The sequence below is a fragment of the Hydrogenophaga sp. 70-12 genome (assembly GCF_001897365.1).
Taxonomy (GTDB): domain Bacteria; phylum Pseudomonadota; class Gammaproteobacteria; order Burkholderiales; family Burkholderiaceae_C; genus Hydrogenophaga; species Hydrogenophaga borbori.
Map to the genome: position 1 here is coordinate 1 of NZ_MKSS01000064.1, position 19,854 is coordinate 19,854.

Below are 19,854 nucleotides of genomic sequence, written 5' to 3' on the forward strand. Positions count from 1 at the left end.
CTGGCGCGCCAGACCATCATGATCCGCGCCCTCTTCGCCGACTACCAGAAGAAGCACCCGGTGACCGACGAGGAGATCAAGGCCGAGTACGACAAATTCGCGGCCGCCAGCGCCGGCAAGGAATACAAGGCCCGCCACATCCTGGTCGAGAAGGAAGACGAGGCCAAGGCCATCATCGCCAGCCTGAAGAAGGGCGCCAAGTTCGAGGACATCGCCAAGAAGCAGTCCAAGGACCCGGGCTCCGGCGCCAACGGCGGCGATCTGGACTGGGCGCCCGCGGCGAACTACGTGCCCGAGTTCTCGCAGGCCCTGCTCAAGCTGGAAAAGGGCCAGCTGGCCGACGCGCCGGTGCAGAGCCAGTTCGGCTGGCACGTGATCCGCGTGGACGACATCCGGGACGCGGAAATCCCCAAGCTGGAAGAGCTCAAACCGCAGATCGCGCAGCAGCTGGCGCAACAGAAGATGCAGAAATACCAGCAGGAGCTGCGCGACAAGGCCAAGGTGCAGTGAGCGGCGCCCGGCCCGTCCCGGCATGAAAAAAGCGCGGCCCGGCCGCGCTTTTTTGTGTCCGCCGCCGGGGCCGTTCAGAGCACGCGGCAGGCCTCGTCGAAACCCAGGCGCGCATTGCGCTTGAACAGCAGGCTGTCGTCGCCGTAGCCGAGGTTGATCAGGAAATTGGTCTTCCAGCGGCCGTCGGGGAAGAACTCGGCGTCGACCTTGCCAATGTCGAAACCGCTCATGGGACCGCAGTCCAGGCCCAGGGCGCGCGCCGCGACGATGAAGTAGGCGCCACCGAGGGTGCCGTTGCGCGTGGCGGTGGCGCTGGCCAGGGCCGCGTTGGCCTCGAAGTTCTCCTTCGCGCCCTCGCGGTGCCAGACCTGGGGCATGTACTCGTAGAACCGGGTGTCGGTGGCCACGATCACGGTCACCGGCGCGGTGCGCGTCTTGTCCAGGTTGCCCGGCAGCATGGCCGGCAACAGGCGCTCGCGCGCTTCCTTCGAGTTCAGGAACACGTAGCGCGTGGGCTGGGTGTTCATGGAGGTGGGGCCGAGCGCGGCCAGCTCGTACACCTGCTTGAGCAGCGCCTCGGGCACGGGCTTGTCGAGGAAGCCGTTGGCGGTGCGCGCCTTCAGGAACAGGGTGTCGAGGGCGGCGTTGTCCAGGGGGGTCACGGAGAAGGGTCCTTTCGGTTCGGGCATCAGTGGGGGAAGTAGTCGACCTGGTGGCGCGCGATGCGCAGGCCTTCGAGCGCCTGGCGCACGCGCAGGTGCTCGGGGTGCGTAGCGTAGTCGGCCAGGGCTTGTGCTGTCTCGAACTCGGAATAGAGCACCACGTCGCAGGCGTAGTCCACGCGGCTGATGTCCACGCCGATCTCCAACGCGAGCAGGCCCGGGATGCGTCCGCGCATGCCCTCGAAGGCGGCCTTCAGGCGCTGTGTGTTGCGGGTCTTCTCCTCCGCGCTGTCGCCGAGGATGTTCCACATCACGATGTGTTTGACCACAGGCATGTTGTCGGCTCAGGCGGAGGGCGGGAATCCCGCCTTCTGTGGCCACAGGTTCTGGAACGCATAGACCGAGACGCTGGCGTAGAGTCCGGCCCGCGTGAACGGCTCCTGCGCCTGCCATTGCAGCGCGGCCTCGCGGCTGTCGAAGTCGATGGCCAGCACGCTGCCCACCATGGTGGCGCCGTCGTCAGCCAGCAAGGGGCCGGCGAAGGCGATGCGATCGGCCATGGCGCCCAGGTAGGCCTTGTGTTCGGGGCGCATGCGCTGGCGCAGCTCAAGGCCGCCGGGTTTGTCGAGAAGGTGGAAGACGTAGATCATGGGTTCACATGCGCGCCAGCCAGGTGGACAGGCTGGGGAAGATGGCGAGAACGAACAGCGAGAACACCATCACCAGCACGAAGGGCAAGGTGCCGGCGAAGATGTCCTTGATGGTGATCGCGGGGTTGTTGAGCGCGCTCTTGACCGTATAGACCGACACCCCGAAAGGTGGCGTGAGCAAGCCGATCTCCACCGCCACGACGGTGAGCACGCCGAACCAGATCAGGTCCATGCCGAAGCTGGTGGCGATGGGCAACACGATGGGCAGCATGATCAGCATGATCGAGACCGAGTCGATGATGCAGCCCAGCGCGATGACGATGAGCAGGTAGGCCGCCAGAAAGCCCCAGGGGCCGAGGCCCATGTCGGTGATGCCGGTGGTGATGGCCGCCGGCATGCCGGTGAGCGCGAGCATGCGGCTGTAGAGCGAGGCCGCCACGATGAGGAACAGCACCGACACCGACACGTAGCCCGTTTCGGTGAGCACGTTCCACAGCTTGCGCCAGGTCAGGCGTCGGCGGGCGATGGCGATCACGAAGGCGCCCGCCGCGCCCACGGCGCCGGCCTCGGTGGGCGTGAAAAAGCCGCTGTACAAACCGCCCAGCACCAGCACGATGAGCAACAGGATGGGAAAAAACTTTACCGATGCGCTGGCCCAAGTTTCAGTGTCCTGGTTGGCCGCCGACGCGGCCTGGCCCGAGGAGTAAATGCTGCTCGGGCGCAGATAGGCCAGGCCCAGGATCAAGGCGCAGAACAGCAAGGCCAGGAGCAGGCCGGGCAGGATGCCCGCGAGAAACAGACGGCCGATCGACTCCTCTGCGATCACGCCATAGATGATCATCAGCAGGGAGGGCGGAATCAACATGCCGAGCACCGACGACCCCGCCACCACACCCACGGAAAAGCGCGGCGTGTAGCCGTGGCGGATCATCTCGGGCGTGGCCACCTTGGTGAACACCGAGGCCGAGGCGATGGAGATGCCGGTGATGGCCGCGAACACCGCGTTGGCGCCCACCGTGGCCAGGCCTAGGCCGCCTCGCAGGCGGCGCAACAGCCACTGGAACACGTCGAAGGTGTCGCGCCCCACCCCGCTCACGCTCACGAACATGCCCATGAGCACGAACAGCGGCACCACACCGAAGAGGTAGTCGCGGATCGCGTCGTTGGCTGCCGCGCCGACGAAGCGGGCGGCGATCTCCGGCGAGCGCATCAGCCAGACCGTTGCGAAGGACGTGACGATCAGCGCGATGCCGATGTGCATGCCCAGGATGATGAAGGCCAGCATCACCCCGATGGCCATGAAGCCGAGCAGCAGGTCAGACATGGTCGCCCCCCCGGCCGCTCTCGCGCCAGTCCTGCCAGGCCAACAGCACGTACTGCAGCGCCGCCAGCGCCGCGCCCACGAACACCACGATGCGCATCGGCCAGGTGGGGAAGGTGAACACGCCCTCGACGCCGAAGAACTCATTGTTCGCCCAGGCGCGCTGGAACAGCGGCCAGGTGGCGTAGGCGATCACGCCGCAGGCGAAGACGCCCGCAAGCGAGAACACCGCCCGCAGGCGTTTGCCCGCCTGGGGCCGCCGGGTCACGAAGGGGTCGATGAACAGGTCGGCGCGGCTCATGCGGCCGTGGCGCAGCGTGGCCGGCAGTTGCAGGAACACGATCACGATGATCGAGGCCGCGACCATCTCGGCCACGCCGTCGAGGGGGTGGTTGAAGGCGTTGCGCATGAACACGTCAGCGCACATCAGCACCATGACGAGCGCGATGACGATCGAGCCCAGGCCGTTGAGCGCGTCGACCACGCGCCCGAAGGGGCTGGACGGCGCCGCCGGGACCGGCGCCTCTTCCAGGTTGGTGTTGGCTTCGTAGCTCATGAAGGGCGATCAGAGTTCCTTGTCCCAGTCGCGCAAGGGCTTGGCGCCGCGCTTGCGCAGCTCCTCCAGGTAGGTCTTCACGATCTGCGCGGCCGGGCCGCGCGAGGCATTGGCCTTGACCCAGTCGCCCGCGATGTTGGGCATGGTCTTGGCCCACTTCTCGCGTTCGCCGGGGGCCATGGGCGCGATCTTCACCGGCACGGCCTGCTTGGCGCCCTGCTCGCCGATGGCCTTGAGCGCGGCCTCGTAGCGCTGCATGAGCGTGTCGCCCAGCACGCGCGAGTACTCCAGGCCCACGTCCTTGATGATCTTCTGCACCTCGGGCGGCATGCCGTTGAAGGTGTCCTTGTTGATGGCCATGCCGCCGTTGTAGAGCGCGCCGATGTCCACCGTGGTCACGTAGGGTGCCACCTCGTACACCTTGCTGGGCAGGATGCCGGTGGCGATGGAGATGGTGCCCTCGCTCACACCGGTCTGGATGTCGGTGTAGTAGCTGGTGAGCGAGCCGTCCACCGGCACCGCGCCCGAGCCCTTGAGCCACAGGCCCAGCGCGCCGGGCGCCGAGATCTTCTTGCCGCTGAGATCGGCGTAGGTGCTGATGGGGCTCTTGGTGAACAGGTGGTAGGTGTCCACGCCCGAGGCACCCAGGAACACCAGGTTGTTGCGGTCCCACTCGGCCTTGAGCGCGGGGATCTTCTCGTTCAGCTCGTTGGCCACCTGCAGCAAGGTGCGCACGTCGCCGGTGGCGAAGGGCGTGACGGTGGCGTACTGGGTCAGCGGCATCTTGGCCGCTTCGAGGTTGGCGAACACCCAGCCGATGTCGGCGATGCCCTGGCCCACGCTGGTGAGCGTGGCGTTCATCTTGTAGAGCTGGCCGCCGTAGGCCTCCTTCCATTCGATCTTGTAGCCCTTGCCCAGGGCCTCCACGCGCTTGTTCACCTCGGGCACGAAGAGCGTGCTCATCAGCCCCACCCAGGGCAGCGAGGTGGGGTGGCTGGACGCGATGGTGAGCTTGAATGTCTGCTGCGCGTGGGCCGGGGCGAGGCCCGCGGCCATCAGGGCGGCGGCCAGGGCACTGGCCACGAAAGCGCGTTTCTTGATCGTCATGGTCTTGTCTCCTCGTTGTGTCTCAGGGGGTCGAAATCAGCGGGACGGGTTCAACACGAAGTCGAAATCCAGGGTGACGCGGCCGTCGGGCTGTTCCACCCAATCGGCCACCAGGGAACTGCGCACGCCGAACACGGCGTCGGAATCGAGGTAGGGGTCGCCGTCGCGGAAGACGTGCGTCACCAGGGTCTCGTAACCGGGCGCCTGCAGGCGGAAATGCAGGTGCGCGGGCCGCCAGGGGTGGCGCTTGGTGGCCGTGAGCATCTCGCCCACGGGACCGTCGTTGGGGATGGGGTACGGCTCGGCCACCACGCTGCGGAAGTGAAAGCGCCCCTCGGCGTCGCTGCGCAGCACCGCCCGGCCCTGCGGCTCGGCCAGGCCTTCGCGCTGCACGTCGTACAGGCCGTCGGCGTCGGCCTGCCAGACGTCGATGACCGCGCCCGCCACCGGCTCGCCGCCCAGGCCGCGCACGCGGCCCGAGACCTCGCAGGGCCGGCCGGGCGCGCCGTTGGCCACGTCGGCGCCGTGCGGCATCTCGGGTGCGCCTTCCACGTGGAAAGGCCCGAACACCGTGGCCTCGGTGCAGCCCGGGGGCTTGTGGTTGTTCAGCGCCACCGTCAGCATCGACAGGCCCAGCGTGTCCGACAGCAGGATGAACTCCTGGCGCTGCTCGTCGCAGGTGTGGCCCACGCGGGTCAGGAAGTCGATGCCGTAGGCCCATTCGGCCTCGGTCAGCTTGACCTCGCGGGCGAAGGCGTGCAGGTGCTGCACCAGGCTGGTCAGCACCTGCTTGAGGCGCGGGTCGGGTGTCTGGGCCAGGCGGGCGATGACCGCCTGGGTGATGTTGTCCTGGTTGAGGTTCCTCACCGTCGTGTCTCCGGTTGGGTGCCGCGGGGCCACCGTGGCGGCAGAATGTAGGCGGCCCGAAATGGAAAACCAATGCCCGGAAAACAAAAGACTTTTCCGGCGCGCGAAAGAAACCAAGGGACAACCCGGAGACGACGAGAGAGCCGATGGACCGCTGGACCGAGATCGAACTGTTCGTGCAGGTGGCCGAAACCGGCAGCCTGTCGCGCGCGGCCGAAGCCCTGAACCTGAGCAACGCCAGCGCCAGCCGCCACCTGGCGGCCCTGGAGGAGCGCCTGGGCGTGCGCCTGGTGGAGCGCAATACGCGCCGCCTGTACCTCACCGACACCGGGCAGGAATTCTTCCAGCGCGCGCGCAACATCCTGAGTGACCTGCGCGACGCCGAGTCCGACGTGAACGCCGCGGCGCTCAACCCCACGGGCCTGCTGCGCGTGACGGCCTCGCTGAGCTTTTCCATGCACCACATCGCGCCGCTGCTGCGCGAGTTCACCGAGCGCTACCCCCATGTGAGCGTGCACGTGGAGGCGGCCAACCGCTACCTGGACATCATCGACAACAACATCGACGTGGCGATCCGCACGCGCGAGTACGAGCCCGACAGCAACATCACCATCCGCCGCCTGGGCGAAACGCGCCGCGTGCTGGCCGCCTCGCCGGGCTACCTGGCCCGGCATGGCTTTCCCAAGGGGCTCGACGACCTGCAACAGCACAAGCTGCTGGTCTACCTGCACGCCAACACACCGAACGAACTTCGCTTCACCCAGGTGGCCACGGGCGAGCAGAAAACCATCCAGATCAAGGGACTGCTGGAGACCAACGACGGCCAGATCGTGCGCGCCGCCGCGCTCGACGGCATGGGCATCCTGATCCAGCCGAGCTACATCGTCTACGACGACATCGTGGCCGGCCGCCTGGTGCCGGTGCTGGAGGACTGGGACCTGCCCCACCTCACCATCAACCTCGCCTACCCCAGCCGCAAGCACCTCTCGGCCAAGGTCCGCGCCTTCATCGACTTCATGGCGGGGCACTTCGCCAAGATGGACTACGAGCGGAAATGGACCGGGCGATTTGCGGTGTACTGACCTTCCCTCGACCACGCCACGCCAATGCCCATCGAACTTCCCCGCGACGAACGCGCGCAAGCCATCGCCTCCATCGAACGCTACTTCCAGGAAGCGCTCGACCAGCGCATCGGCAACATCGGCGCCGGCGCGCTGCTGAACTTTTTCCTCGAGGAGATCGGCCCGCTGGTCTACAACCAGACGGTGGCCCAGGTGCAGGAGCGGCTGCAGCAGCGCATGCAGGAACTCGACATCGAGTTCCACGAGGACGAGTTCCAGTACTGGCGGCGACAGGCAAAAGCGCGGCGCTGACCCACCCCCACCCTGCACTCTTCGAGACCCACCATGAGCCTCACCTCCGGTTTGCCTCGCGTTGTCATGCTGGCGATCGCCCTGCTCATGCCCGTGCACGCCAACCTGGCGGTGGCCGCGGACCCCGCCACCAGCGCGGAGCCGATTCCCGTGGTGGCCGGCAAGCTGCACAACGGGCAGATCCACGGAGGGTCGACGGCATTCCTCTCGCAGAACGCGGTGGCGGACGTTCGGCTGCCCCACCACGCCAGGCATGTGTTCACGGCCGATGCCCCGGGAGAACTGAGCATCTCGGCGCATTCCGACACGCGCCACCTGGTGCTCGCCGTTCTGCAGAACGGGCAGTTGCTGAAGACCGCACAGCCCCACCCGTCACGGCTCGCCACCCAGCAACTGTCGGTGACGGTGAGCGCCGGAGACCGCCTGGAAATCATGGTGGGCGGGGACGCCTCGCAAACCCCTGTGCCCTATAGCCTCTGGGTGATCGATGCCCATGCGCCGGCGCTCGTTCCCCCCTTGCCGCGCGCCGTTCGGGTCGACGTCAAAAAGAGCGCCGGGCAAGGGCTCAACCCGGCCACACCGTTCCAGTCCCAACCGGCGCACTGGTTTTCGGTGCCAGCCGCCAAGGACAGCAAGGACTGGTACACCATCCGCGCGTCGTCCAAGGACTTCGACCCGATGCTGGTGATGCTGGACGACAAGAACCAGGTCATCACCTGGCAAGACGATGTCAGCCGCCAAGACCGCTCCGCGGTGTTCACCTTCCGGGCGTCCCAGGCGCCTGAGCATTTCGTGCTGATCCCGGCGGAAGAATTGGGCGCGAAGGACCCCACCAGCCTGAAGTACGACCTTGACGTCAGCCGCCGGCCCTACGACCCCAATCGCCCCTTCATCGCCGGGATCGAGTACTACCTCGGCAGCACACTGGGCGCCTTCATCCTCGGCGTCGTCGCCTCGGCGCTCATCTCGTATTACTTCTATGTGCGCTCCATCCGCACGAAAGAGCTGCATTGGGAGGTCATCTCGGACGAGATCTTTGTCGACAGTTCGTCCACGGCCCAATCACTCAACATCACGGTCAACGGGGTGGAGGTTCAGGAGGCCAGCCGGCTGCGGGTCCGCTTCGTGGCCAAGGGGCCGCACCAGATCGCCAGCAACCTCGTGGCGACACCCCTGAAGCTCCAGCTGAAAAATGCCCTGGCCATCCTTGCCATGTCCGAGCGGCGCAGCGAGTCATCGGGCTGGAGGGCCTTGCCGGTGCCGAATGAGGCCAGCATCCGCCTGGAGTTTGACCGGCTCAACCCCAAGGACTCCATCGAGCTGGACATCATCTACTCCCAAACAGGCGATCAACTGCCCGAAGTGGCGGGCGCCGTGCTGCACGGCGCCATTGCCGAGGTGGCGATCCACAAGGACCACGACCGCCCGGCCACGGTGGTCACCCGGATCGCGACCCTGGCGCTCAACCTGATCGCCCTCCTTCTCCTGCCCCTGTTGCTGCTGGACTCTGTCTTTCGCTTCATGCCGGGCTGGTGCGCGCAGCTGTGGATCTACTACATGCCCTGGTTGCTGCTGATCGTGATGTTCTATTCCTTCGCCACCGCGGAAGGCCGGTCGTCGCTCATGAAGATGCTTCGTTACCTGGCCTCGGTGTCACTGTTCTGGCGCCGGCGGACCTGAGGCGGCGGCGCACCGCGCTTCGACCGCGTGCCTGAACGCGCGGATGCAGTCGGCAAGCTCGTCGGGATGCTTCGCCAGACCGTCCTTTTCCAACCCCAGGTAGGCGGCGCGCGCCTGCGCCAGCAGCCCGTCCGGCAGGGCGACGGCCGCCGACACCTGCGCGCGCATGGCCGGAGGGACAAGTGGATGCATGCGCGGCATGCTAGCCAGCGCCAAGGGGCGGCCTGGCCCCCGGCCTGCGCGCCCATTTCCGCAGAGGGATAATCCCCAAGTTATCCACCCCCCAGCCCACGACCGACCATGCCCACCACCATCAAGGCCGACGACCTCATCGAATCGATCGCCGGTGCGCTGCAGTACATCAGCTACTACCACCCCGCCGACTACATCGCCCACCTGGCCCGCGCCTACCAGCGCGAACAGAGTCCCGCGGCCAAGGACGCCATCGCGCAGATCCTCACCAACAGCCGCATGAGCGCGACCGGCCACCGGCCGATCTGCCAGGACACCGGCATCGTCAACGTCTTCCTCAAGATCGGCATGGACGTGCGGCTCGAGGGCTTCAGCGGCAGCCTGGACGACGCCATCAACGAAGGCGTGCGCCGAGGCTACAACCACCCCGACAACACCCTGCGCGCCAGCGTGGTGGCCGACCCGCAGTTCGCGCGCAAGAACACCAAGGACAACACGCCCGCGGTCATCTTCACCGAGATCGTTCCGGGCAATACCGTTGACGTGACCGTCGCCGCCAAGGGCGGCGGCAGCGAAAACAAGAGCAAGTTCGTGATGCTCAACCCCAGCGACTCGCTGGTGGACTGGGTGCTCAAGACCGTGCCCACCATGGGCGCGGGCTGGTGCCCGCCGGGCATGCTGGGCATCGGCATCGGCGGCACGGCCGAGAAGGCCATGCTGATGGCCAAGCAGTCGCTCATGGACGACATCGACATGCACGAGCTGCAGACCAAGGCCGCCAAGGGTGAGAAGCTGACGCAGGTGGAAGAGCTGCGCCTGGAGCTGCACGAGAAGGTCAACGCCCTGGGCATCGGCGCGCAGGGCCTGGGCGGCCTGACCACGGTGCTGGACGTGAAGATCGCCATGTACCCCACCCACGCGGCCAGCAAGCCCGTGGCCATGATCCCCAACTGCGCGGCCACGCGCCACGCGCACTTCGTGCTCGACGGCAGCGGCCCCGCCTACCTGGACGCGCCCAGCCTGGACCTGTGGCCCGACGTGCACTGGGCGCCCGACTACAACAAGAGCACGCGCGTCAACCTGGACACCCTCACCAAGGAAGAAGTGGCCAGCTGGAAGCCCGGCCAGACCCTGCTGCTCAACGGCAAGATGCTCACCGGCCGCGACGCCGCGCACAAGCGCATCCAGGACATGCTGGCCAAGGGCGAGAAGCTGCCGGTGGACTTCACCAACCGCGTCATCTACTACGTGGGCCCGGTGGACCCGGTGCGCGACGAGGCCGTGGGCCCCGCCGGCCCCACCACCGCCACGCGCATGGACAAGTTCACCGGCATGATGCTGGAGAAGACCGGCCTGATCGCCATGATCGGCAAGGCCGAGCGCGGCCCGGTCGCCATCGAGGCGATCAAGCAGCACAAGAGCGCCTACCTCATGGCCGTGGGCGGTGCGGCCTACCTCGTGTCCAAGGCCATCAAGACGGCCAAGGTGGTGGGCTTCGAAGACCTCGGCATGGAAGCCATCTACGAGTTCGACGTGGTCGACATGCCCGTGACCGTGGCCGTGGACGCCGGCGGCACCAGCGCGCACATCACCGGCCCGGCCGAGTGGAGCCAGCGCATCGCCTCGGGCGAGTTCAAGGGCATCGCACTGGCCAGCGTTTGAGCGGCTCGCCCGTCACCGCCGTCGGCGTCTTCGACAGCGGCGTCGGCGGGCTGAGCGTCTGGCGCGCCCTGCGCGCGGCGTTGCCCGGCGCCCACCTGAGCTACCTGGCCGACAACGCCTGGGCGCCCTACGGCGAGCGGCCCCCCGAGGCGCTGCGGGGGCGCGTCACCGCCCTCGTGCGCGACTGGCGGGCCTGCGAGCCCCTGGACCTGCTGGTGCTGGCCTGCAACACGGCCACCGCCGTGGCCATCGACGCGCTGCGGCAAGAGCACCCCGACCTGCCCATCGTGGGCATCGAGCCCGCCGTGCGCCCGGCCCTGGCCGCCACGCGCAGCGGACGCGTGGGCGTCGTCGCCACGCGCGCCACGCTGAACAGCGCGCGCTACCAGGCCTTGCGCTCGGCCTGCCTGGCGGGCGCGGCAGGCGGGCCGAGCGTGCATGAGCGCGCGGCCGACGGCCTGGCCGATGCCATCGAACGCGGCGACGAAGCGCTCGCGCGGGCACTGTGCCACCGCCACCTGCGGGCGCTGCTGGACGAAGCCCCGGCCATCGACACCCTGGTGCTGGGCTGCACGCACTACCCGCTGGTGCGCGAGGCCTGGCTGGCCGCCAGCGAGGGGCCGATCGCGTTGATCGATCCGGCCGAAGCGGTGGCGCGCCGCGCGCGGCACCTGCTGCCGGGCGCCGGGCCAGGGAGCGGCGAGGCCCTGCCCTCGCCAACGTGGCGCAGCACCGGCCATCCGGAATCGCTGCGGCGCGCCACGCGGCAGTGGCTGAACCTGCCGGCCGAGGTGCGGTCGCCTCAGAGCTGAGCGGTGCTCGGCGCGGTGAGCGCGGCCTCGCGCCCGCGCCGCATGTTCACCGGCAGCAGCAGCAGCAGTCCCAGCGCGAACAGCACGGCGGTGGACACGATGGCCAGGCGCTGGTTGCCACCGGTCATCCAGGTGATGGCGCCGTAGCTGAGCGGCCCCACGATGCTGGCCACACGCACGGCGAAGGTCCACAGCCCGAAGAATTCGGCCAGCTGCGCGGGCGGCGCCAGCATGCCGGCCATGGCGCGTCCGGCCGACTGGCTGGAGCCCATGCACAGGCCCGCGATGGCGGCGGCGTACCAGAACATGCCCTTGGTGGTGCTGAGCGCGGCGATCACGCAGGTGGCGATCCAGCCCAGCAGGGTGAGGCTCAGCGCGAGCTTGTGGCCCAGGCGGTCTTGCCCGTAACCGAAGGCGAAGGCCCCCGCCATGGCCGCGACGTTGAGCACGAAGATCAGCGCCATGGTTTCCTGCTGCGCGAAGCCGATGACCTGCTCGGCGTAGATCGCCGCCAGCGCCACGGCCACAGCCACGCCGCCCTGGTAGGCCGCCGTGCAGGCCAGCAGCCACATGAAGTCGCGGTAGTGGCGTGCCTGCTGGAAGGTGGCGCGCAGCCGGCGCAGCGAGGCGCGCCAGCCGCCCTCGCGGCCGGCCTGGGGCTGGGCGCGCTCGCGCAGCAGCGACAGCGTGACCAGCGAAGCCAGACCGAAGATGGCGGCGGTGACGATCATGGTGACGGGCACGAACTGCCCCGCCTTCTGCCCCTGGGCCTGGGCCCACAGCACGTAGGCCAGGCACAGGCCCAGCGTGAGCATGCCGCCCACGTAGCCCAGGCTCCAGCCCCAGCCACTCACCCGGCCCATGGCCTCCGGCCGGGCGATCTCGGGCAGGAAGGCCGCGATGAACGATTCGCCCCAGGCGTAGCAGACGTTGGACAGCACGATGAGCACCACGCCCAGCGCCACCGCGCCGGGCTGCACCAGGGCCAGGCCCGCCGTGGCGGCCACGCAGCCCAGGGTGGTGAGCATGAGCAGGCGCTTCTTGGCGGCGTGCCGGTCGGCCCAGGCGCCCATGGCCGGGACGGTGAACATCACGATCAGGTTGGACAGGCTGAGCGCGGCGGTCCAGGCGAAGGTGGCCCAATGGGCACCGCCGGCCACCCCACCAACGAAGTAGGCGGCGAATACGGCGGTGAGCACCACCGTGGTGTAGCCCGAGTTGGCGAAGTCGTACATCGCCCAGCCGAACACCTCGCGCTTGCGCACGCCGGGGTTCAGGGCGCTGGCGAGCATCAGTGCAGGTGCCGCGGTTTGCGCGGTCCGCCGTGGCCCGAGGGTCCGTGGCCGCGCGGCGGCTTGCCCAGCTGCATGGAACTGACGAGGGCGTCGAAGCGCTGGTTGAACAGCTTGTCGATCGAGGCCACCACGTCACCCAGCTCCGAGGCGTCGAAGTGGCGCTCCATCACCTGCACCACGTCCTGCACCAGCAGGTCGCGCTGAACCTGCATGATGGCCGCGGGCGTGGGACCGACGAAGCACATGACGAAATCGTCGCGCGCCTCGTCCTCGTTGTTCTCGTCTTCCTCGTCGAACTCGGTGTCGTAGAACGACACCTCCAGCGGCGCGCCGGCCGAGGCGATTTCGTTCAGGCCCATGCAGGCGTCCTCGACGGCCTGGCGGAAGTCCTCGTCGCCATTGACCGTCCAGCAGATCTGCAGGGTGTGCGACTCGGCGTCGAAGCGGATGCCGGGCTCGTCCTCGTAGCTGCTCTCGGCCACCGCCGCGAGCGAACGGCCGCCCGCGTACTGCCACAGGGGCTTGAGGGCCTCCTGGATCTGCTCGAACACCACGTCCTCGCGCAGGGGCACGTCACCGTGCACGTGGATTTCAAAAGGGGCGTCGTATCGGCTGCTCATGGAAACTCACTCTACCGGGCTGTCCGGAAAAAACCTAGGCCCCCGCGCGGAAAGCGCCTGGTGCCTCGAACCGGGGTCGAACCGGTACGCCCCCTTGCGGGCAAGCGGCGGAGTTTAAGTCCGCTGTGTCTACCAATTTCACCATCGAGGCAGGGGCCAGGGGCGCGATTGTCGCAGGTGAACGCGAACGGCCCCACCGGCCGTGGGGCCGGGGGGCGTCGGATCGGGGGAAGGCCCTCGCTAGGCCAGCAGGCCGGGCAGCCAGAGAGAGAGCGAGGGGAAGGCGCAGAGGATGAACAGCCGGACCACGTCCGCCGCGATGAACGGCATGGTGCCCCGGTAGATGTGCCCCAGCGACAGGTCGCGCGCAATGGAATTGATGACGAACACGTTCATGCCCACGGGCGGGCAAATCATGCCGAAGGTCACCGCCATCACCACGATCACGCCGAACCAGACCGGGTCGAAGCCCAGATGCACCATCGCGGGAAACACGATGGGCACGGTCAGCAGGATCATGGCCAGCTCGTCCATCACGGCGCCCAGGACCAGGTAGCCCAACATGATGAGCGCCAGCACGCCATAGGGCCCGATCGGCAGGTTCACCAGGAATTCCACCGCGTTTTGGGTGAACTGGGTGATGGTGAGGAAGTAGCCGAAGAGGTAGGCGCCGACCACGATGGTCATGATGGCCGAGGACACGCGCAGCGCGCTGATCAGCGCCTCCTTGATCTGCGGCCAGCGCAGGCGCCCGCGCGCCATGCCGATCACGAGCGTGCCCGTGGCGCCCACGCCCGCCGCCTCCTGTACCGTGAACAGGCCGCCGTAGATGCCGCCGAGCACGAACACGAAGAGCACGACCACGGCCCACAGCGGCTTGAGGCTGGCGAATCGCTCGGCCCAGCCGTGGCGCTCGCCCCGCGGCATCCACTCGGGCTTCACCCGGGCGATGATGGCCACCACCACCGAGTAGAAGACGACCGCCATCAGGCCCGGTATCACCCCGGCCGCGAACAGCGCGGTGATGTCCACCTCGGTCATGATGCCGTAGAGCACCAGGATCACCGAGGGCGGGATCATGATGCCCAGCGTGCCGCCGGCCGCGATGAGACCGGCCGAAATGCCGGGCTCGTAGCCGGCGCGGCGCATCTCGGGCAGCGCCACCTGCGTCATGGTGGCGGCCGTGGCCACCGACGAACCGTTGATGGCCGAGAAGCCGCCACAGGCCGCCACCGAGGCCAGCGCCAGGCCGCCGCGGCGGTGGTGCAGCCAGGCGCGGCCAGCCGCGAACAGCTCCGCACTCATGCCCGAATGCGAGGCGAAGGCCCCCATCAGGATGAACATCGGGATAACGATGAGGTTGTAGTCGGTCAGCACCGACAGCGGCACGTTGGCCAGCAGGTTCAGGCCAGGCGTGAGGCCGCTGAGCGCGGCGAAGCCCGCCACGCCCGCGATGCCCATGGCCACGCCGATGGGCACGCGCAGCGCCATCAGCGCGAACATGCCGACGAAGCCCAGCAGGGCCACCAGGTCACGATCCATGAATGCCCTCTGCGGTGATTTCGTCGACGGCCTCGGCGTGCGCCTCGCGGCCAAAGGGCAGCAGCCCCAGGCGCACCGCGGCCAGCACGGCGGCCACGGTCGCGCCCACGGCGGCCGCGCTGTAGAACCACTTGAGCGGCAGGCGCAGGTCCATGGTGCCCTGGCTGCCCGTGCCGCCCACCTTGACCCAGACCATCCAGGCCAGCGGCACCAGGAATGCCAGGGTCACGGCGGTGGCCAGCACGTCGATGACGCGCTTGCCGCGCGGGCCCAGCGCCTCCCACAGCAGGTCGACCGCGATGTGGTTGCCGTACCAGGTGGCCAGCGCGATGCCCCAGAACATCGCGATGCCCAGCAGCATCTGCGTGCCGTCGAACCAGTCGGGAACCTGCCAGCCGAAGGAGTAGCGCACGAGCACGTTGCCCGCCGTCAGCAGCGCGATCACGAGCAGCGAGAGCGCGGCCAGCGTCTCGACCGCCGACAGCAGCCGCTTCATCAGTTCGCGCCCCCGCGGGCGGCCAGCTCCTTGCGCAGCTCATCGAGCGCGGCCTGGCCGTTGACGCCGGTGGCGCTAGCGGCCTTCACCCAGTCGGCGTAGACGGGCTGCACGGCCTTCTTCCAGGCATCCATCTGCGCGGGCGAGATTTTCACCAGCGTGTGGCCGGCGGTCTTCTCGAGCTTCTCGCGGCCGCTGTCCTCTTCGTCGCCCCAGCTGGCGCCGACCTTGCCGGCCCATTCGTTGCTGCAGTGATCGTCGATGACCTTCTTCTGGCCGGCGGCCAGGCCGTCGTACCAGGGCTTGTTCATCACCCAGACGAAGTCGGAGGCATAGAAACGCATGTCGCTGTGGTACTTCACCGCCTTGTCGATGCCGAAGGAAATGATGGAACCCCAGGGGAAGGTGATGGCGTCGGCCAGGCCCTTCTGGATCGCGTCGCGCGACTCGGGCGCCGAGACCTGCACGTTGGTGGCGCCCAGCAGGCTCATGGTCTGCGCCACGGTGCCGTTGGCCGAGCGGATCTTCAGGCCCTTGAGCTGGCCGGGTTCGGTGATGGGGTTCTTGGAGTGGAAGGTGCCCACGTGCACGTGCGCGAAGCAGAACTTCACGTCCTTCATTTCCTTGTCCGAGTACTTGCGGTACCACTGATCCAGCGCGGCCGAGGCCGGGCCGGGCTTGCCGAGCAGGAAGGGCAGCTCGCCGGCCGCGATGAGCGGGAAGCGGCCGGCCTGGTAGCCGGGGTTCACCCAGGTCATCTGGGCGATGCCGTCGCGCGCCATGTCGTAGTGGTCGGCGGCCTTGCCCAGCTGCTGCGCGGGGAACAGCATCACCTTGATCGAGCCCTTGGAGGCCGCTTCCACCGATTTGGCCCAGGGCTCGAAGCCGAGCTTGGACAGCGGGTGCGTGCCCGGCAGCCAGTGCGCGAACTTGAGTTCGACGGGCTTGTCCTGCGCCTGCGCGCTCAGGGCGCCGAGGGCGAGGGCCGACAGGGCGGCCAGGCGGAAGAGGGTCTTGCGAGAGGGCTGCATCGTTTGTCTCCTTGGTGTGAAAGGCGGGTTGGGGCGGCAATGTAGGGGCGACGCGCCTATCTGTCCAACCGAATCTGTCGATGAGGTATATCCACAGCGTGGATATCATTCGCCATGAACTTCCGCCAGCTCGACCTGAACCTGCTTCGCGTGCTCGCCGCCATCCACCGCACCGGTTCGGTCACGGCGGCCGGCAAGGCGCTGTCGCTGTCCCAATCCGCCACCAGCAGCGCCCTCGCCCGCCTGCGCGGCCACCTCGACGACGAGCTCTTCGTGCGCACCCCTGGCGGCCTGAAACCCACGCGCGTGTGTGAGCGCATCGCCCCCGAGGTCACCGAGCTGCTCCAGCGCCTCGAATCGACCATGAGCGTGCACGAGGCCTTCGACCCCGCGCGCAGCGAGGTGCACTGGAAGACCTCCCTGTCCGACCTGGGCGAGATGATGTTCATGCCCCCGCTGGCCGCCGCGCTGCGCGAGCAGGCGCCGCACGCCCGGCTGTCCAACGTGGCCGTGGCCGCCGAAGACCTGGCTGGCGCGCTGGAGGCGCGCGAGATCGACTTCGCCATCGGCATCCTCAACCCGCGCCACCGCGGCATCCGCGCCGACCTGCTGTTCCGCGAACACTACGTGGCCATGAGCTCCGGCGGTTGGCGCCCGTCCGCAGGCCGCGCCAGCGGGCGGCTCACGCCCGAACAATTGGCCAGCGCCCCGCTGGTGGTGGCCTCGCCCACGGCCACCTTCCATGGCAGCGTGGAGAAGATGCTGGTGCGCCTGAACCTGTCGGACCGCATCGTGCTGCGCGCGCGCCACTTCGGCGCCCTGCCCGATCTGGCGCTCAGCACCGACCTGCTCACCATCGTGCCGCAGATGTACGCCGACAACCTGAGCCGGCGCCACGACATGCGCGTGTGGGAGCTGCCGCACGACAGCTCACCCGACTACGAAGTGCGCCTGGTGTGGCACAGCAGCACGGCGAACGACCCGGCGCAGATGTGGATACGGGAGCAGGTGCACCGGCTGTTCCGGCGGTAGACCGACCAAGCTTGGGGTTGCGGCGCGGGCCTGCTGGCCGACGCACATCAGCCCGCCGCGCCCAGCTTCTGCGTGAACAAGCGCTCGGCGAAGCGGCGCCGGTCGTCTTTCTGCGCCGGGGTGCTCAGCGTGGGCATCAGCGACTCCGACACCACGTAGCTGTACAGCAGGAAGGCCCGCGAGCGCGCCTCCACCACCGGAAAACCCAGGGCCGAGAACAGCTGTGCGATGTAGCCGATGCGGCTCGAATCCGCCTCGTCGACCGCGAAGCGCGCCATCTGGTCGCGCCGCGCCCAGGCGCGGATCGCCAGCTCGATGCGCGCGGCACGCGCCGCCGCCCGGCCCCGGAACGGCAGCGACAGCACACCGCGCAACTGTTCCATCGGGTCCTCGTTCGCCGACTCCAGGCGCACCGTAAGGTTCTCGGTGGCCGTTTCGCGCCAGGCCTGCAGCACGCGGCGCAGCAGGTCCTCGCGGTCCTTGAAATGCCAGTAGAAGCTGCCGCGCGTGACGCCCAGGTGCTGCGCCAGCAGGTCCACCCGCACGTGGTCGATGCCCTGGTCCACCAGCACCCCGGTGGCGGCCTCGATCCAGGTGTCGGGCGTGAGCGGAGCGCGCGCGGCCTCGCCCGCCCCACGGGACTTGCGCGCGGGGCTGGCGGGAGAAGCGGCGCCGGAACTCACGCGGAAATTCTATCGGCGGCGCCCCGCGAATCTTCCATACAGAAATGTATGGAGATAGGGATAAACCCTGTACTAACCCAGTAGAAACCCTCGCTAGGATTCGTTATGAAACATACATATCTGTATGGAGACATGAACAATCCTCTCGACTGGCTGAACGACCCGGCGTGGCTGGCCCCACCCGCCGCCACGGTGGAGCACCGGGCCGACGGCAGCTTCGTCCTGCGCTCGCCCGAACCCCTGGGCGACTACGCGCGCTGCATCGGCGAATGGCTGGAGGACTGGGCCGCGCGCACGCCCGACGCGCCCGCGCTGGCCGAACGCACCCCCACCGGCTGGCGCCGCCTGAACTGGGCCGAGCTGCGCGCCCAGGTGGGCCGTGTGGCCCAAGCCCTGCTGGACATGAACCTGGCCCCCGACGCGCCCGTGGTGGTGCTGTCGGACAACGCCATCGACCACCTGCTGCTGGTGCTGGCCACGCAGCACATCGGCCGCGCCAGTTGCACCGTCTCCAGCGCCTACTGCCGCCTCACCAAAGACCACGAGAAGGTGCACGGCATCCTGCGCACGCTGCAGCCGGCCCTGGTCTATGCCTCGGACGCCGCGGTCTATGGCCCGGCCATCGCCAGCAGCGGCCTGGACGTGCCCGTGGTGCTGAGCCAGGGCGCCGACGCCCTGCCCGGCGCGATCCCCTTCGAGCGCCTGCTGGCCACGCCGGAAACGCCCGCGGTGCGCGCGGCCTTCGAGGCCATCACGCCCGACACCACGGCCAAGTACCTGCTGACCTCGGGCTCCACCGGCACGCCCAAGGTGGTCATCAACACACACCGCATGCTGTGCGCCAACCAGCGCATGATCGCGCAGGCCTGGCGCTTCCTGGAGCGCGAGAAGCCCGTGCTGGTGGACTGGCTGCCCTGGAGCCACACCTTCGGCGGCAACCACAACCTGCACATGGTGATGTGCCACGGCGGCACCCTGGTCATCGACGAAGGCCGGCCCGCGCCCGGGCTGGTGGACAAGACCGTGGCCAACCTGGCCGAGGTGCAGCCCACCATCTGGTTCAATGTGCCGCGCGGCTTCGACATGGCCATGCCCCTGCTGGAGGCCGACGAGGCGCTGGCGCGGCGCGTGCTGGAACGCCTGCGCGCGGTCTTCTACGCCGGCGCTGCGCTGCCGCAGGCCAGCTGGGAAAGGCTGCAGGCCCTGGCCAAACGCGTGCTGGGCCGCGAGATCTGGCTCACCACCTCCTGGGGCTCCACCGAGACCGCGCCGGCGGTGACCAGCGCGCACTGGCGCATGGAGCGCGCGGGCGTCATCGGCGGCGTGCTGCCCGGCGTGTCGCTCAAGTTCGTGCCCAACGGCGAGAAGCTGGAGCTGCGCATCCACGGCGTGAACATCTTCCCCGGCTACCGCCACGCGCCCGAGCTGAGCGCCCAGGCCTTCGACGAAGAGGGCTACTACCGCATCGGCGACGCCGGTTTCCTGGCCGATGCCCAGCGGCCCGAACAGGGCGTGGTGTTCAACGGCCGCGTGGCCGAAGACTTCAAGCTCACCACCGGCACCTGGGTGTCGGTGGGCACGCTGCGCCTGCGCGTGGTCTCGGCCCTGGCGCCGCACGCGCAGGATGTGGTCATCACCGGCCACGACCGCGACGAGATCGGCGTGCTGGTGTTCCCCACCGCCGCGGCCATGCAGTTGCCGCGCGAGACGCTGCACGCGCACATCGCCCAGGGCCTGGCGGCGCTGCGCGCCGAAGGCGGCGG

Annotated in this window: 22 protein-coding genes and 1 tRNA gene; 8 read left to right on the forward strand and 15 right to left on the reverse strand. The window is 68.4% G+C overall.

Annotation, left to right across the window (positions count from 1 at the left end):
* On the forward strand, nucleotides 1-510 hold a 510-nt coding region (locus BGO22_RS04220), incomplete at its 5' end, for a peptidylprolyl isomerase (protein WP_286849209.1).
* A 74-nt stretch (nucleotides 511-584) separates the two neighbouring features.
* Here the strand turns inward: BGO22_RS04220 and BGO22_RS04225 are convergent.
* Genes BGO22_RS04225 through BGO22_RS04255 form a run of 7 tightly spaced genes read right to left on the reverse strand, consistent with a single transcriptional unit; the run spans nucleotide 585 to nucleotide 5,673 of the window.
* On the reverse strand, nucleotides 585-1,172 hold the full coding sequence (locus tag BGO22_RS04225) for a malonic semialdehyde reductase (protein ID WP_239478137.1): 588 nt from the start codon (nucleotides 1,170-1,172) through the stop codon (nucleotides 585-587).
* A gap of 26 nt (nucleotides 1,173-1,198) precedes the next feature.
* Nucleotides 1,199-1,507, reverse strand: coding sequence for a Dabb family protein (locus BGO22_RS04230; protein ID WP_175442808.1), 309 nt, complete (start codon nucleotides 1,505-1,507; stop codon nucleotides 1,199-1,201).
* A 9-nt stretch (nucleotides 1,508-1,516) separates the two neighbouring features.
* Nucleotides 1,517-1,822, reverse strand: a complete 306-nt coding sequence (locus BGO22_RS04235; RefSeq protein ID WP_070398366.1) for a YciI family protein — start codon at nucleotides 1,820-1,822, stop codon at nucleotides 1,517-1,519.
* A gap of 4 nt (nucleotides 1,823-1,826) precedes the next feature.
* Nucleotides 1,827-3,146 carry a TRAP transporter large permease gene (locus tag BGO22_RS04240; RefSeq protein ID WP_070398365.1) on the reverse strand — a complete coding sequence of 440 codons (1,320 nt, stop codon included), beginning with the start codon at nucleotides 3,144-3,146 and terminating at the stop codon, nucleotides 1,827-1,829.
* Entirely contained in the window at nucleotides 3,139-3,699 is a 561-nt protein-coding gene (locus tag BGO22_RS04245) for a TRAP transporter small permease subunit (protein ID WP_070398364.1), read from the reverse strand. Before BGO22_RS04245 ends, BGO22_RS04240 begins: the two co-directional genes overlap by 8 nt.
* 9 nt (nucleotides 3,700-3,708) lie before the next feature.
* Nucleotides 3,709-4,806: a C4-dicarboxylate TRAP transporter substrate-binding protein gene (locus tag BGO22_RS04250; RefSeq protein WP_070398363.1), complete on the reverse strand. Its 1,098-nt coding sequence runs from the start codon at nucleotides 4,804-4,806 to the stop codon at nucleotides 3,709-3,711.
* A 36-nt stretch (nucleotides 4,807-4,842) separates the two neighbouring features.
* A complete protein-coding gene (locus tag BGO22_RS04255) occupies nucleotides 4,843-5,673 on the reverse strand; it encodes an intradiol ring-cleavage dioxygenase (RefSeq protein ID WP_070398362.1) in 831 nt (276 codons plus the stop codon).
* A gap of 146 nt (nucleotides 5,674-5,819) precedes the next feature.
* Between BGO22_RS04255 and BGO22_RS04260 the strand changes: the two genes are divergently transcribed.
* The 3 genes from BGO22_RS04260 to BGO22_RS04270 are packed head-to-tail and all read left to right on the forward strand — an operon-like array spanning nucleotide 5,820 to nucleotide 8,726.
* Entirely contained in the window at nucleotides 5,820-6,755 is a 936-nt protein-coding gene (locus BGO22_RS04260; RefSeq protein ID WP_070398361.1) for a LysR family transcriptional regulator, read from the forward strand.
* 24 nt (nucleotides 6,756-6,779) lie between these two features.
* Nucleotides 6,780-7,046, forward strand: a complete 267-nt coding sequence (locus BGO22_RS04265; RefSeq protein ID WP_070398360.1) for a DUF2164 domain-containing protein — start codon at nucleotides 6,780-6,782, stop codon at nucleotides 7,044-7,046.
* A gap of 33 nt (nucleotides 7,047-7,079) precedes the next feature.
* Entirely contained in the window at nucleotides 7,080-8,726 is a 1,647-nt protein-coding gene (locus BGO22_RS04270; RefSeq protein ID WP_286849219.1) for a hypothetical protein, read from the forward strand.
* Here the strand turns inward: BGO22_RS04270 and BGO22_RS04275 are convergent.
* Nucleotides 8,700-8,894, reverse strand: coding sequence for a hypothetical protein (locus BGO22_RS04275; RefSeq protein ID WP_139146971.1), 195 nt, complete (start codon nucleotides 8,892-8,894; stop codon nucleotides 8,700-8,702). The genes BGO22_RS04270 and BGO22_RS04275 overlap by 27 nt on opposite strands.
* 132 nt (nucleotides 8,895-9,026) lie before the next feature.
* Between BGO22_RS04275 and BGO22_RS04280 the strand changes: the two genes are divergently transcribed.
* Nucleotides 9,027-10,580 carry a fumarate hydratase gene (locus BGO22_RS04280; RefSeq protein ID WP_070398357.1) on the forward strand — a complete coding sequence of 518 codons (1,554 nt, stop codon included), beginning with the start codon at nucleotides 9,027-9,029 and terminating at the stop codon, nucleotides 10,578-10,580.
* Nucleotides 10,577-11,392, forward strand: a complete 816-nt coding sequence (murI, locus tag BGO22_RS04285; protein ID WP_070398356.1) for a glutamate racemase — start codon at nucleotides 10,577-10,579, stop codon at nucleotides 11,390-11,392. Before BGO22_RS04280 ends, murI begins: the two co-directional genes overlap by 4 nt.
* Here the strand turns inward: murI and BGO22_RS04290 are convergent.
* The 6 genes from BGO22_RS04290 to BGO22_RS04315 all read right to left on the reverse strand — a co-directional run bounded on the left by BGO22_RS04290 (nucleotide 11,383) and on the right by BGO22_RS04315 (nucleotide 16,376).
* Nucleotides 11,383-12,684: an MFS transporter gene (locus BGO22_RS04290; protein ID WP_070398355.1), complete on the reverse strand. Its 1,302-nt coding sequence runs from the start codon at nucleotides 12,682-12,684 to the stop codon at nucleotides 11,383-11,385. The genes murI and BGO22_RS04290 overlap by 10 nt on opposite strands.
* Nucleotides 12,684-13,307, reverse strand: coding sequence for a DUF6806 family protein (locus tag BGO22_RS04295; RefSeq protein WP_070398354.1), 624 nt, complete (start codon nucleotides 13,305-13,307; stop codon nucleotides 12,684-12,686). The genes BGO22_RS04290 and BGO22_RS04295 overlap by 1 nt, the downstream gene beginning before the upstream one ends.
* A gap of 58 nt (nucleotides 13,308-13,365) precedes the next feature.
* Nucleotides 13,366-13,458 (reverse strand) — tRNA-Leu (locus tag BGO22_RS04300).
* A gap of 89 nt (nucleotides 13,459-13,547) precedes the next feature.
* Entirely contained in the window at nucleotides 13,548-14,849 is a 1,302-nt protein-coding gene (locus tag BGO22_RS04305) for a TRAP transporter large permease (protein ID WP_070398353.1), read from the reverse strand.
* Entirely contained in the window at nucleotides 14,839-15,345 is a 507-nt protein-coding gene (locus BGO22_RS04310; protein ID WP_070398352.1) for a TRAP transporter small permease, read from the reverse strand. The genes BGO22_RS04305 and BGO22_RS04310 overlap by 11 nt, the downstream gene beginning before the upstream one ends.
* The gene (locus BGO22_RS04315; protein ID WP_070398351.1) at nucleotides 15,345-16,376 is read right to left on the reverse strand and encodes a TRAP transporter substrate-binding protein; all 1,032 of its coding nucleotides are present in this window, start codon (nucleotides 16,374-16,376) and stop codon (nucleotides 15,345-15,347) included. The genes BGO22_RS04310 and BGO22_RS04315 overlap by 1 nt, the downstream gene beginning before the upstream one ends.
* Before the next feature lie 114 nt (nucleotides 16,377-16,490).
* Between BGO22_RS04315 and BGO22_RS04320 the strand changes: the two genes are divergently transcribed.
* Complete coding sequence (locus tag BGO22_RS04320; RefSeq protein ID WP_070398350.1) at nucleotides 16,491-17,408, forward strand: LysR family transcriptional regulator; 918 nt, start codon at nucleotides 16,491-16,493, stop codon at nucleotides 17,406-17,408.
* 47 nt (nucleotides 17,409-17,455) lie between these two features.
* Here the strand turns inward: BGO22_RS04320 and BGO22_RS04325 are convergent, their stop codons facing one another.
* Nucleotides 17,456-18,091 carry a TetR/AcrR family transcriptional regulator gene (locus BGO22_RS04325; RefSeq protein ID WP_070398349.1) on the reverse strand — a complete coding sequence of 212 codons (636 nt, stop codon included), beginning with the start codon at nucleotides 18,089-18,091 and terminating at the stop codon, nucleotides 17,456-17,458.
* Nucleotides 18,092-18,223: 132 nt separating this feature from the next.
* Between BGO22_RS04325 and BGO22_RS04330 the strand changes: the two genes are divergently transcribed.
* Nucleotides 18,224-19,854: feruloyl-CoA synthase (locus BGO22_RS04330; protein WP_286849227.1), on the forward strand; the 1,631-nt coding region annotated here is incomplete at its 3' end.

Bases quoted from the DNA above. Each gene is read 5' to 3' on its own strand.
- BGO22_RS04250 (WP_070398363.1), bottom strand. From the start codon at position 4,806: ATGACGATCAAGAAACGCGCTTTCGTGGCCAGTGCCCTGGCCGCCGCC.
- BGO22_RS04270 (WP_286849219.1), top strand. From the start codon at position 7,080: ATGAGCCTCACCTCCGGTTTGCCTCGCGTTGTCATGCTGGCGATCGCC.
- BGO22_RS04260 (WP_070398361.1), top strand. From the start codon at position 5,820: ATGGACCGCTGGACCGAGATCGAACTGTTCGTGCAGGTGGCCGAAACC.
- BGO22_RS04240 (WP_070398365.1), bottom strand. From the start codon at position 3,146: ATGTCTGACCTGCTGCTCGGCTTCATGGCCATCGGGGTGATGCTGGCC.
- BGO22_RS04305 (WP_070398353.1), bottom strand. From the start codon at position 14,849: ATGGATCGTGACCTGGTGGCCCTGCTGGGCTTCGTCGGCATGTTCGCG.
- BGO22_RS04265 (WP_070398360.1), top strand. From the start codon at position 6,780: ATGCCCATCGAACTTCCCCGCGACGAACGCGCGCAAGCCATCGCCTCC.
- BGO22_RS04290 (WP_070398355.1), bottom strand. From the start codon at position 12,684: ATGCTCGCCAGCGCCCTGAACCCCGGCGTGCGCAAGCGCGAGGTGTTC.
- BGO22_RS04230 (WP_175442808.1), bottom strand. From the start codon at position 1,507: ATGCCTGTGGTCAAACACATCGTGATGTGGAACATCCTCGGCGACAGC.
- BGO22_RS04315 (WP_070398351.1), bottom strand. From the start codon at position 16,376: ATGCAGCCCTCTCGCAAGACCCTCTTCCGCCTGGCCGCCCTGTCGGCC.
- BGO22_RS04295 (WP_070398354.1), bottom strand. From the start codon at position 13,307: ATGAGCAGCCGATACGACGCCCCTTTTGAAATCCACGTGCACGGTGAC.
- BGO22_RS04310 (WP_070398352.1), bottom strand. From the start codon at position 15,345: ATGAAGCGGCTGCTGTCGGCGGTCGAGACGCTGGCCGCGCTCTCGCTG.
- BGO22_RS04245 (WP_070398364.1), bottom strand. From the start codon at position 3,699: ATGAGCTACGAAGCCAACACCAACCTGGAAGAGGCGCCGGTCCCGGCG.
- BGO22_RS04320 (WP_070398350.1), top strand. From the start codon at position 16,491: ATGAACTTCCGCCAGCTCGACCTGAACCTGCTTCGCGTGCTCGCCGCC.
- BGO22_RS04275 (WP_139146971.1), bottom strand. From the start codon at position 8,894: ATGCGCGCGCAGGTGTCGGCGGCCGTCGCCCTGCCGGACGGGCTGCTG.
- BGO22_RS04235 (WP_070398366.1), bottom strand. From the start codon at position 1,822: ATGATCTACGTCTTCCACCTTCTCGACAAACCCGGCGGCCTTGAGCTG.
- BGO22_RS04280 (WP_070398357.1), top strand. From the start codon at position 9,027: ATGCCCACCACCATCAAGGCCGACGACCTCATCGAATCGATCGCCGGT.